Genomic DNA, 13,202 nt, shown 5'->3' with positions numbered 1-13,202 from the left:
TAACCCACTGATGTCTTTCATCAAGAACCCCTTATCCTTCAATAACATCAGGAATTCTACTGAATACTCAGCAGCTTTTCTGACCATTTCATCAACTTAACTGCTTTTGTTATGTATAGAGTGCTATGATTTATAATGATTGATAAAAACTCAAAAAGTCCGAGATAATGTATCTTTAGATTAGTTTCAGCCACGGCATCACATAAGAGACAGTGTGATGACGACTTACAATAAAAACCTATTTTTTGGGATTTTGTTATTAGTAAGTCATTAGGTAAACTTAAAAAATGAAATTCATTTTTTAAAGAGTATTTGCTACCCTTTTTTCTTTATTATTTTTGGCATTATTTTACTAAAGATAAATTACAGTACGGCTGACGATAGCACGATTTCTTTATTTCCATTAGATAATTACGATTAAATGCTTTCTTCCTGGATACAACCCGACGACCCTAATTACGATAAACTTTTAATTACCCAAGCAGTCCAAGAAAAATACTTGCAATTGTTTTATGACCATTATTTTATGGCTTTTTCTCCGTGGAACGAGGATTATATCAAGAAAATTTTACACCAATCACCGCCCGATGATCTAAAATCGATTGAAGAAAATATTATTCCCTCTTTTTCCAACAAGGATAAACCAGCAGAAAAAATTAACTATGGTGAAAATTTCAGGCCATATTCTTCCAGGTGGATCAAAGCACTTTCCGCTAATATCGATCCTGAACGATTAGATCAATTGGCGTATCAATCTAGTAACTGCGGGATTGCGGTGACTAATTTAAATGCCCACGTGCTTCCTATTACCGACGTGGCTTTTTACGATTACCACCTTTCCGGTCAAGGTTACCCTTTTGATAATTTAAAAATGTCAGTACTATGGGCAGGCACGCCCGTTTATATTCTTTGTAAAACATAGGATCGCGTTTGATCGTTTGTGGTCACACCACACTATATTGCTTGGGTCAAAAGAAATGGAATTGCGCATGTGGATGAAGCTTTTGTCAGCACATGGACGACAGCCGCTAAAAAACAGTTGGCTGCCATTATTCATATGAAAACTAATATTATCGATGATCAAGACCAATTTCGGTTTTTAGCTTATGTAGGCTCCGTATTTCCAGCTACTCAGGCAGAAAAAAATTAAAATAATGATTCCAGTCCCCGCTTTGAATGGTTCTGCCGCTATAGATTTTTCCACCGTTTCCACAGCCAATGCTGTTCTTATGCCATTTGAACCTACACCCCATCATATAGCCACGGTCATTACGACCTTAATCGGTCGTCCTTATAGATGGGGTGGCATGTATTTTTATAATGACTGCTCCGCCGAATTAAAAAGTTTATTTACGCCGTTCGGCGTTTGGTTACCCAGACATTCTTCAGCTCAAGTGTATGCAGGAAAAATGGTGGATATGTCCAAGGCTAATGAAGAGCAAAGGCTAGCTTATTTAATAGAAAAAAGGCTCATCAACTAATCACTCTTGTTTATATTTGTAGGACATATTGCCCTATTTATCGGTAATTATCCGAATCTCAATGCCTCCTACCATACAACGATGGCCATGACTTATCAAAATCTTTTGGGGTTTGAGCCCGAATCCGCCCACGCGACGCGCTGTTGTTGGTGAAGCGGTTTTCTTTCCTATCCTGCTCCAATACCAAGAAGATCCTTCTTTAATTTCACTCGCCAACAGAAAATATTTTCAAATTTCTTATTTGGATGAATTACCCAATTATCTTTTTAAATTAAATACCATTAATTTAAAAGCTTTGATGGCGCTCACTCCTTAAAGTGCAAGCCGCTGTACTTTCAGTTTTAACCATCACTTAATCCGCTGAATGTATCCACTATGACAGCCGAGGGAATGGTCATGATTATCATCGATATATGATTAACCCGCTATCTAAACTGAATTATGTTCTAGATCTGTTAAGCCGATGTTCTACCCAAGGAGAACTAAAAATACCAAGAAGCTCGAGTGACGATAGTAATTATAGTTTAATAAAACCGACACAGAAAACTCTTCTAAAGAAGACATTGAAGAGTTAACAATCCAGCTTTACCATACCTTAGATGAAGACGACCTTCCCAGATTTCAAACAACCTACGAGACAATCGATAAAACTGGATTATCAATTGCCGATTTTTTAATTAAAAATGCGGTTAAAACTGGAACCTCTGAAGATCTCCGCTCTTACCTAATTACTACGAATAACACTGGAAAGTTACGAATACATAGTCGAATTATCCACAAATAACGGCTAACAACTTTCATTTTCTGGCGATACTGAAGATGGAAGAAATTTAATCGATATATTAATCTAAGAGAAGGAATATAAGGAACTTAATTTTCAGAATTTTTTACAGTTGGGCTGTAATTATGAATAATAGTTCTTTTGATTTATTAAAAATTATCTTTCAATCGGATGTGAGCCTTTAGAAAGAACATCTTCAAAACTTATTAACGTTAAGCCCCTGGTCGTTCATACATAATAATACATAATATATAAATTTCTTATCGGGACGAGCCAATGGAGAAGAGGCATTTTATGATCACTGGAAGATTCGTAAGGCTACAAAGTTTATACAGAAATTCATCTAGCCCCGATTGGAATCCCAATGCCTTACGTTTACATCAAATAAACTATACACTCTCGCTTATTTTCAATAACCAAAGGTAGGCCCCGTTGCCTTCTGCTGCAGACATTTTTAATCGCTTGCAACAAGGTTATATTATTTATTCCAGGACGAGCGTGCGAAACTGCTGCTAAACGACCGCGAGTCCATAAATCTAGAACGAGCTATGAAAAAATATTTAATTAAAATGCCTTACGACGAGGAAGATCTATATTAGCCATATGCATAGGTTCATGGCTTTTATGGGAAACACTTGGAGTGAATTTAAAAGCAATGAACATAATTACTGCGGTGGAGCGCTCCACAATTGCCAAGAGGTTCTTATGATCATGTTACTCATAATAAACTCATTCACAAATATCACTATTGAAAGAGCATCGTTGCTTCAAAAAGTGATGTTTGGCAAAATGAACACTGCTCCTCGACGCATTCCTGTAAATAGCGTTCATTAGTTGGCAGCCGATGACGACTCCGCTTGGGCTACCACCTTTTAAGGATCAGCGCACAACGTGCGCAATGATACATCGCCCCAAAGCGTTCAGCATGATCGTTTAATGGAGCCAGAAGAAAAAAGAAAAAGCATAAAAGCATTTGAGTCAATACCCGGTGCCCCACCCAGTAAAATGTCCTTCATGCCTAAGAAGAAAAAAGCACCTTCAAAAAAAACGGCACCTTTTTTCAATTTATCGTCGCGAAAAAAGTCGCAGCAAGCTAAGAAATAAGTTGATGAAATCCAAATACAACATTAAAGCACCATTGATAGCCGCTTTTAATTGTTTGCCTTCAACCCAGCCACCCGATTGCAGGTAAGAAAGCTTAATGCGTTGGGTGTCATAAGCGGTTAAGCCTGAGAAAACCAATACACCAATGGCCGAGATAGTGAGCTGCATGGTATTGGAACGTAACCCGGGGATGAAAAAAGCAAGGAGCATCACCCCAATCATTCCAAATAGACCCATGATGCAAAACGTTCCAATGGGCCCCAAATCACGCTTCGTTACATAGCTAAAGACGCTCAGCCCCAAGAAAGCAAGGCTGGTGATGGCCAGCGCATCCAAGACGCTTTGTTTCGTATAAGCATATAAAACAACACTTAGGGTGACTCCTGTCAATACCGTATAAAGCACGTAAATCAACGCTGCTGATGTAGCCGTTAACCGCTGATTTAACCACGTGAGTCCAATAACCGCCGCAAATTGCGCGATAATTAAGCCGAAAAAGAGCCCTGGCGTGTGAACGATTTTATTAAAAAGATAGCTATGAGAAAAAATATAATACCCTGTGCCTGCTGAAAGCGCTAAACCAAGGACCATCCATAAGTACACCTTGCTCATGAAATGAGTAACTGTAAGGCTGTGAGCGCCGGATCGTCTCGGCTGATAGGCATTTAATAAATTAGACATATAAACCCCCACCTTGAATGGTTGTAGGGTCATTATATAGAAGTTTCTGCTTGTCTGCAATTTCTAGCCTTTTAACTTTTTTTCTAGCGTTAATGAGGTAGGGACTAGATCTTTGGTGATTACCATCGGTAGCCATATAGAGCGAAGTGGAATACAGATTACCGATTTTTGTCCAAAAAACCAGGTGCGATTTAGCCCGTTAAGATTGAATTAATTTTTGGATATTAAAGTAACCTTTTAATATCAATTTCCTAAAGATGAATACAAATGAAAAAACAAAAGAAAATGGTAAATGGCTCGCGGATCCACCTGAAGTGTTCGCAGAATTGATCCTTTTATAGTTAACGCCTACTGAACTTTCTCGTATGGGCTACGTCAATCGTATTTCAAGCTTCTAACTACTGCATTTCTTTCTGATGGTCACTATATGGAAGGAGATTCACACAAGCTGTTCTTTAATTTCTTTCAAAAAATGAAGAGAAGAGAACGACATTTTGTAAAGTAAAAGCAGTGATTAAATGAGGAGTGTCTCTGTTAGCAATAGGATGTCTATTAAATTTTTACACCCCATCGCAAAGACGAAGATGATGCAGCTTAATCGCCTTTAGTAGCGGGCATTTATTTTTAATGCCGGATTACTTCGCGATTTCCATTCTTAATAAAACAGGATTGAAATTGGTTAAAAACACTTACGTTATCTCAACGGAGAGTCTTGCAGAACCTCAAACCGACCCAAGGACTCAATGGAAGCCCAACAAACATTAACTCAATTCGGTTAAAATAGTCAAGAATTTAGAGGCGCTTTCCGATCGCATTATCGGCTCCCCAAAAACAGAAACATCCGAATTATTTTAGTGGAATTATCACTATTGAAAGTTCTTATCGGCAGTGTTGCTAGTGCAGCACAATCGAAAAACTCGCTAGCAAGCGGCCTAGGTCTGTCGGGAGCAACTTTAAGTAGTATCAGCCTTTATTTATCCAGCATTTGAATCTCTTCATTTCTCTCTTCTGGCTGCTGTTGTTCCTTGGACCCTGTTAGACACAACCCCGTTGTTTTAACCGACTCCAATTTATTTTCTAACAAAAAATCGTAGAGCCGATGAAGAAGCTTATTTGCTTGAAGAAGGCTTAAGCGATAACAGCCTGTAGTTGGGCTGAGCTTTCGAAGCCCAACAGTATAGAAAATAGAGAGGTCAGGTACGGACTTAGCTCTTCTCCTTCATTGGTGATAACAAGCACTAAATCCGTACCTGACCCCATTTTGATCTATTCTGATTAAAAGCTAAATCTGCGGGCTTCTTTCTCGTTCTGTGAAAAAACATTCTCCACACTCCGTAAAATTTCCTTATCAGGCCCTCATTAAAATTACGAATGACAAGTTTATCTTTCGTGTACAGTTATGAATGGAGTTTGACGAAGCATACCACCTGAATCCCCCTTTCGGGTTTTCTCCTCTGCCCTCAAGGGGAAAAGGTTATAGCGTCTATTATTTAAAAGCGTGATTTTTTTCCCGTAAGTCATCGTCTTCGCTTTTGACTTCCGAAGACTTCACGCCAGCATACACTATATCGAATACTTTATTTACAACAATAACCACATTTTAAAAGAACAGCCACGGCAATAAATGATTGATTGGGCAGCCCTGCTTGAAATTTAAATTCTCCTTTACTCTCATCATAAAATTATTCGACTCACCACTAACTCTCGTTTTTTCACTGCCAGTATTATGGTGTAAAAAAGAACGTAACGTAAATATTCGCTACATTAAGACACGATTATAAAATGAAAGTTAAGGTACAGACCCTACCATTACCCACAAGTCACAGCGATTTTCATTTTAAACTTCGTGATTCGCACAGAAGTCCAGGCGCGCTTTTATCGCGCTGCACACGTAGTGCGCTGGGTCCCCGTCTGCGTGGGGACAACGAGGGAGGTGGGTGATGGGTTTAAGTTTTTAGTTTTTACCAATTGTGGATAATGATAAGATCAGTACCTGACCACTTTCATTAAAAATCGCTGTTAAAAACGGAGTTTCTGATTGAAAATAACTTTATCATCAAAATAAATTTGGTTGTCGGCACTCACTAAATCTAAATGAATGCTGTTGTCTTTCTTTCCGCCTAAACCAAAGTGTAATCCCACGTGGCGCTCTTCAAAAACACCCGTTTTTCCTTTCAATGTTGACAAATCTTCGTTAGTACCGATACCAATTTCTTCAATTTTTCGATAAGTTTTTGCATTCTGAAATAATATTCTAAATCCTTCAACGGCTCTGAATCTGCAGTTTTGCAACCCACGATCATACCTCTTTCAATCTCAAAGGTTATGGATTCATGGATAAACCGATATTTTTCGTGAAATAGAATAGGACTTAACAACAAACCGGTAAAAACAAAGATCCCATTTATATCCTCAATGTGAGGACAATTTCGCTCGGCACGCCTTCTCGATAATTTGATGCCATCTAAATTAGTCCATAGACCACGCGTGGTCAAATCAATCGTAACACGACTGCCCAATTCGCTCTGCACTCGCATGACGCGTGATTGATCGGATTTTTCAATAAAATATTGATGAAGCGATTGTATTCTTTTCGGAGAGATATGAAAAAAATTGTCCAAATAGTCCGCAATATAGACTCAAAAAATATTTTTGAGGATATAATCGGTCGTTTTATCCAAGAATAGTCGAACACGTTCCGTATACCTCTAAAAACTTTATTCACTGTGTAATTTGTCATACAGTCGATTTCGATTGCTCAGCGCGCATTGCTAGGCTATCTTCTCCACGGAAAAGTTAGTGTATTCGCTTTTTTCGAAATCTCCTGTATCTGCTTGTTGACTTTAATGTGCTTGTAAAAAGCATCCAGGTTTTTAATCTGAGTGCTATTCGCTTGATTTTGTTGATGTACCGTTATCGCAATCCTCCTTATTTTTAGCCTCTCAGGCTAACTATAGCACAGCGTAAGGAGCTCTGTTGTGCTAATCAATCATCACCGCATCTATCGCTTATCCATTACGTTAGTGCTAACACTATATGATTAATCGGCGGTTAACCGCTCATTTTCCTTTTGTTCCTTTTGGTCTCTCGACGATTCAATTTGACTGAGAGTTTTTTTAAAAATTCAATGAACTGTCTCCGGTTGCCTATCTCATACTGGTTGTTGGAAAAATGTCGTTGCTGGTATCACAAATTGAAGAGGGGAGGGTGGATGTAGAATACGAGTTGAGTACGTTCAAACTCTTCTAATGACATCCCCCGCGCAGTATTTTGCTCGAAAGGTCGTTCCACTTGCTCGAGTGCCGAGGTGTCGGTTGAAAATGCCTGACGAAGAGTCAAATAGATGGAATAAATCCTAGAAATTTCTTTGACTGGTCGTTGGAAATCCCAAGTTTTTTCAGTAATTATTCCCAAAATGATATCTGTGATAGATTGCCTCCCACAAAAGTTTGATAAACATTATTCAACATAGCTATTTCAATAGTTAACCGCCGAATAATCTGCTTGCATTGAAAACGATCGATAAAATCACAAGCCAAAAAAACCTAATAATTGGAGTACCATTATTTTTTTCAACTAAAAATAAATAAGTGATTCCCAATATAGCAATAGGCATAAATGCTGTTATCAACCCCACTAATGAGCTAGGGAAGCTAGGGACATGATTACATCCTGAAAACAAAAACACATAAAACAATGCTGAGCTTATGCCAACAATAAATAGCAATATATATTGCTCAGGGGTAAACTGCATCAGAAAGCTCTGATGTCGGAGAAATAGAAATAAAAAAGGTGGGAATATTGATCTCGTTCATTAACGCAGATACTAGAAATACAGGTAATTTATTAGGGCGAAGTTTAGAAAGAATATAATAAGTGGCCTCGGGGAATGAGTGAAGCTAATATATATCGCCATAAATTTGATATCTACTTCCGAACTGAAAACTCTGAAATTTAATAATTATCAAAACAAATCACAGTAAATCCAACGCACAGAAGTGTAGAAATGGTAACTCTTTCTTTCAGAAAGATAATAAAAAAATCACTACAATCGCAGGTAGAGTACTAGTGATAATTCCAGAAGCGTTGACATTGGTATATTTTAATCCAAGTAGAAGTAAAATATTAAAAAACGCACCGGCAAAAAGTGCTTGAAAAATAATAAACCCAAAATCGAGATGCGTTAATTGCTTTAATGGACGAAACTTTTAATTACTCACCACCAAATGGACAAGTAGCAAAAATGTCGATCCTATCGTAAAAAGCATGGCCAAAATGATAACAGCCAGGATCGTTTGCAAAAGTGATTTACACCCCACAATGCCAACGCCAACTAAACTATTAACTGAGAAAGCAATAAAAGCGACGATCCTTACCAACTTTTTACTAAATTCCATTTGATTTTCTAAGGATCTAAATTTCTAAGGAAGCGCACGCTCTTAATATTAATTATACTCATATTTCTTTGGAATGGACCTTTGATTTAAAAAGCTGGCGATAGGAATCGAACCTACGACCGGCTGATTACAAATCAGCTGCTCTACCCACTGAGCTACGCCAGCAGCGTATGGCTACTTGCTAGACATTACTGAGTTGCTTATGATCACGTAACAGCGTAGCTGGGTCAAGTCGTAAAATTGCAAAAAGGCATTTGAGGGTGAATGCCACCGTTTAAATACCTGCACCCATGGATATGAAGTAAATAAATACCTACAATCAAGTAGACAATGGCTGCTATGATGAGGTGGGCGGAGCGTTTAAGCCACCATTTTAAAATGAATTTTGTGGCGTCAATAATGAAACGCCGAACAATACCTGTAATTTTAAGATAATTGTAATCACTACTCACCAATCGGCTATCCACAAGTTATGACTCACCACTAAAAAAATACCGATAATGAGAGTGATAATTGCGTTTAATAATAAAACTCTCCGCTGAATAGCAAAATCCTTTAGTTATCGAACCTGCCATTTATAGCGGATGACTTAAATAAGGTGATGATCACAAAGTAGAGACCGATTACCTGAGCCAGAAAAACTGAAATTTCCATTGTCCCTCTCCTTGGTTCTGGATTCTTTTAATTAGAGCCCATGATAGACTTTGCTTCTTATCTAGTCCATGCCTTGGTGAATAAAACGAATGGCGTGATCCAAGCGTTTAAGAGTAGAATCCCGACCGATTAAATACAAGGTTGCATCGATGGGGGGCGAGACCGTATTGCCTGTCAACGCGACTCGAATCGGCTGGGCCAATTGTCCCAACTTCAACTGATGCGTCTGTGCGGTTTCCACGAGCACTTCATGGATAGCTTCTTTTTTCCAGCTTGGCAAGCTGGCAAGCCGATCGTGAACTTGCTGTAAGGGTTCTACAATCACTGGGAGCAAATACTTACAAGCCGCTTTTTCATCATAACTCGTGATATCTTGATAAAAATAAAGGCTCCGCTGCGTCATTTCCTGGAGTGTTTTAGTGCGTTCAGCCTGCAAAGCGATGACTTGTTCAAGCGAAGGGCCATTGCGCAAGTCCACTCCAGCCTTTTCCAACCGGGTGGCAAATGCCTCGGCGATTATGCTCGGACTTACTGTTTTCAAATAATGCTGATTCAGCCACAGCAGTTTTTCAGGGTTAAATGCAGCTGGGGATCGGCTAACAGCGCTGATATCAAAAAGTTGAACCATTTCCTCACGCGAAAATATTTCTTGATCACCATGCGCCCAGCCCAATCGAATTAAATAATTAATCAAGGCTTCAGGGAGATAACCTTCATCACGATATTGCAAAACACTGGCGGCGCCGTAGCGCTTTGACAAGCGTTTACCGTCAGGGCCTAAAATCATGGGAACATGACCATAGTGCGGCAACTCTGCACCTAATGCGCGTAAGATATTAATCTGACGCGGCGTATTGTTAATATGGTCATCGCCCCGAATAACATGAGTAATTTTCATGTCCCAATCGTCAACAACCACCGTTAAATTATAGGTTGGCCCACCATCGCTACGGGCGATAATTAAATCATCCAACGCACGGTTATCGATAGAAATTGTTCCGCGGATCAGATCATCAAAAACCACCGCACCTTCTACTGGATTGCGAAAACGAATCACAAAAGGCTCATTCGACTGTCGGGGTGCTTTATCGCGACAAAAACCGTCGTAGCGGGGGGGTTTTTTATGTTTCAATTGCGTATTACGCAACTCAGTCAAGCGTTCTTTAGAGCAATAACAACGATAAGCACTTTTTCTCTTGAGCAACTGATCGATCACCTCCCGATAACGATCCATCCGCTGAGACTGATAATAAGGACTTTCATTCCAGTCAATTTGTAGCCAGCGTAAGCCTTCTAAAATAGCGTCAACCGACGCTTGAGTCGAACGCGCCAGATCGGTATCTTCAATCCGCAAAATAAACGCCCCATTATTCTGCCTAGCAAATAACCAGCTAAACAAGGCGGTACGAAGGCCGCCGATGTGAAGATAACCGGTCGGACTGGGGGCAAAACGAGTGCGTATGTGTTTCATTGGCGATAGCATACCGGAACTCTTAAGCAGAAAACAGCGGTCCCCTGCTCAACTAACGCGCCATTTCACCGAAATGGTGCGTTAGAAAGTCATTCGCATTTAAAAACTTAAATATCCTATGATTTATTAAGGATGCCTTCCTCTCTTGTGACATTTTCGAACAGGGGACAACAATCCGAAACTTTTTAATATTATCTTTAAAAATCCCCTCATCTTTATACCTCACTGATAGCTAAATTTATAACTAACAAGATATCACTTTAAGCTTAAAGCAATGCCAATCTCGAGCCTCCAATCTCTCCCAAAATATGCTACTATTACCTGGAAATTGAGAATAGGAGCTGAGGACGGGGTGAACAGCAAAATCAACAAAGAACTGCTTGATGCCGTTATCGGCAATCACTTTCATACGGTAAAACGGCTGTTAGAGAATGGCGCCGATCCCAATTATTTCGAGGATGAAGCCCAAATCCGGCCGTTGCATTTCGCTGCACTTTATAATTCCCCCGATGTTGTTCCGTTGCTAATCATGACAGGGGCTGATCTGAATGCCACAACGGAGTACGATGACACACCCTTGATGATTGCGAAACGTCATGAACACCAAGAGGTCCTTCAAGCGTTGCAACGATTTTGCGGCGTGAAAGTCAATCACGAAACCCAGCAATAATGCGTAGCCAGGTTTGTATGAAGCGAAGCGAAATACGGGAATTCGTTCATATCATTACCCCATAAATCACAGCCGTTTCAATTTTAGATTTCGCCATGCTGCGTGAGGCGTGGATGACGGAATTTAAGGGAATAGTCCCTTGTAAGGGGGATGAGAGCTTTTTGAAAAGGGATGGCGGCCTTAAGGTTTTATCATTTGTAGGTAATGATGTGAGTTCGTCCTAACCCCTAATCCACCCAAAGCGTTAATCGCCCTTCCTCACTGGCGCCAGGAGGCAAAAATCGTGCGGCGAAGACGCTATTCATGGCATTGGGAAACGCTATCCAAGATTCCACGCAGATGAATGCCTTATCCCGCATCATATAAAGCTGAACATAAGAAAAATCCGGATTGTCCACAACACTCGGCTGCCAGGTGAATAGCATCACCCTCAGGGTAATGCGCTGTTATTTCTTTATTTTCATCTACCGTCGTCAGTTGTTCATTGATCCTTAGATCAGCAATAGAAATAGGCAACAGAAAAAGCGCTGTTCCACTTCTTTTCCGGGCTCTCATCAGCGGTTGGGTCAAAAATAAGAATGAACACCCACGTAATAAGGCATGGGCCGATCACCTAAATTGCAGTGCACCTGCTTGGCAAGTCAACTTACCCGTCGTTATCCGATAAAGCAACTTCACTTCAAAAGAAAAAGGATAACATTCGCGCGTGCGTTGATCATCGCGTAACACGAGCGTCACAAAATCCACGCCTTCATCTCCCACCTCCCCAAGCTTCATACCAAATAAAACCTTGTATTTTCAATTTATAAATTTTACCATCATATAAATAAGCCCCGTAGCTTCCCTGCCGTGAAAGCCGTGCACAAAACAGATAATCGAGGATGCTGCTCCTCCGAACGTTAGTACAAAAGTGGCTTGTGTAAAGCCATCATCCGAAATGATAGCGACTGTTTCCCGCTTTTTAAATAAGCGCATGACGAGCCATTTAAATTTTTCGCAAGTAAACCTTTTGAATCGAGTGGTCAGCTGCCTTTCCCAAAATTAATTGAGCTCGATTTTTATAGGGCAAAATATTCTCAATTAAATTAACTTTATTAATTTCATCCCATACTTGTTTCGCAAATGTGGCAACCTCGGTTTCAGACATTTGTCTCAAATAATGGAAATAGGAATGCGGGTCTTTAAACGTGGTACGCCAAAAACTTAAAACGCGGTCGATATACCATCTTTGGATCACTTGCGCTTGCGCGTCAACGAATAACGAAAAATCAAAAAAATCGGAAACAAACACCTCGAATTGCTGAACTGTTTTTTTAACACTGATTTGCAAAATATTCAGTCCTTCTAAGATTACAATATCCGGTTGATCAACAATTTCGTATTGACCACGAACAATATCGTAATAATGATGAGAATAAACCGGGATGCGTACATTGCGCTGTCCCGATTTAATAGCATTGAGCACACGCAACAAACTGGGCATATCGTAGCTTTCAGGAAACCCTTTACGTTTCATAAGCCCTCGTTTCTCAAGCTTCGCATTGGAATATAAAAATCCATCCGTCGTGATCACTTCCACATTGGGATGATCGGACCAGCGGGACAATAATGCCTTCAACACCCGTGAGGTTGTGCTTTTCCCCACGGCTACACTGCCAGCAATGCCTATAATGTAAGGCACCTTGGGTTCTGGTTTTCCCAAAAATTGATATGTCGCTTGATGTAAAGCTTGTCTGGCCGTTACATAAAAACTCAAAAGCCGGGATAACGGCAAATAAATTTCGGTGACCTCTTTAAGCGAAACGATTTCAATCTGACCCTGGAGTTTATCAAGGTCGGACTCCGTGAGCGTCAGTGGCGTGTCTTTACGAAAATTACCCCATTCCTGCCGATTAAATTTCAGATAAGATGTTATTTCGTTTAATTCAGGTTTGACAGTCATAAGGCTCTATTATTCTTGCCT

6 protein-coding genes, 1 tRNA gene and 6 pseudogenes are annotated in these 13,202 nt (G+C 39.9%); 3 read left to right on the top strand and 10 right to left on the bottom strand.

Translation table 11 applies throughout. The features are described from left to right. Positions 1-202: 202 nt before the first annotated feature. A pseudogene (locus tag FIV31_RS01070) lies at positions 203-1,797 on the top strand (SH3 domain-containing protein). Positions 1,798-3,327: 1,530 nt separating this feature from the next. Here the strand turns inward: FIV31_RS01070 and FIV31_RS01065 are convergent. Then, a complete protein-coding gene (locus FIV31_RS01065; protein WP_280123502.1) occupies positions 3,328-4,047 on the bottom strand; it encodes a Bax inhibitor-1/YccA family protein in 720 nt (239 codons plus the stop codon). Between the two features lie 985 nt (positions 4,048-5,032). Here FIV31_RS01065 and FIV31_RS01060 point away from each other — a divergent pair. After that, a pseudogene (locus FIV31_RS01060) lies at positions 5,033-5,196 on the top strand (hypothetical protein). 870 nt (positions 5,197-6,066) lie between these two features. Here the strand turns inward: FIV31_RS01060 and FIV31_RS01050 are convergent. From FIV31_RS01050 to gltX, 6 genes and pseudogenes are all read right to left on the bottom strand, one after another. Next, entirely contained in the window at positions 6,067-6,339 is a 273-nt protein-coding gene (locus FIV31_RS01050; protein ID WP_280123501.1) for a hypothetical protein, read from the bottom strand. A gap of 862 nt (positions 6,340-7,201) precedes the next feature. Next, positions 7,202-7,508, bottom strand: a pseudogene (locus FIV31_RS08335) (hypothetical protein); the annotation flags it as partial. 561 nt (positions 7,509-8,069) lie between these two features. Beyond that, entirely contained in the window at positions 8,070-8,207 is a 138-nt protein-coding gene (locus tag FIV31_RS01045; RefSeq protein WP_280123504.1) for a hypothetical protein, read from the bottom strand. Between the two features lie 329 nt (positions 8,208-8,536). Next, positions 8,537-8,609, bottom strand: a tRNA-Thr gene (locus FIV31_RS01040). A 109-nt stretch (positions 8,610-8,718) separates the two neighbouring features. Continuing rightward, positions 8,719-9,098: pseudogene (locus FIV31_RS01035) on the bottom strand (hypothetical protein). Between the two features lie 61 nt (positions 9,099-9,159). After that, positions 9,160-10,569, bottom strand: a complete 1,410-nt coding sequence (gene gltX, locus FIV31_RS01030; RefSeq protein ID WP_280123500.1) for a glutamate--tRNA ligase — start codon at positions 10,567-10,569, stop codon at positions 9,160-9,162. A 274-nt stretch (positions 10,570-10,843) separates the two neighbouring features. Between gltX and FIV31_RS01025 the strand changes: the two genes are divergently transcribed. After that, positions 10,844-11,239: an ankyrin repeat domain-containing protein gene (locus FIV31_RS01025; protein ID WP_280123499.1), complete on the top strand. Its 396-nt coding sequence runs from the start codon at positions 10,844-10,846 to the stop codon at positions 11,237-11,239. Positions 11,240-11,497: 258 nt separating this feature from the next. Here the strand turns inward: FIV31_RS01025 and FIV31_RS08330 are convergent. From FIV31_RS08330 to coaA, 3 genes and pseudogenes are all read right to left on the bottom strand, one after another. After that, a pseudogene (locus FIV31_RS08330) lies at positions 11,498-11,773 on the bottom strand (aldose epimerase); the annotation flags it as partial. A gap of 24 nt (positions 11,774-11,797) precedes the next feature. Then, a pseudogene (locus FIV31_RS08325) lies at positions 11,798-12,224 on the bottom strand (aldose epimerase family protein); the annotation flags it as partial. After that, positions 12,225-13,181 carry a type I pantothenate kinase gene (gene coaA, locus FIV31_RS01015; RefSeq protein WP_280123498.1) on the bottom strand — a complete coding sequence of 319 codons (957 nt, stop codon included), beginning with the start codon at positions 13,179-13,181 and terminating at the stop codon, positions 12,225-12,227. Between the last annotated feature and the right edge of the window lie 21 nt (positions 13,182-13,202).

The organism is Coxiella endosymbiont of Ornithodoros amblus (genome assembly GCF_019425495.1).
Lineage (GTDB): Bacteria > Pseudomonadota > Gammaproteobacteria > Coxiellales > Coxiellaceae > Coxiella.
Note: the sequence above shows the minus strand (reverse complement) of the source record. Positions and strands in the feature narration are given on the sequence as shown.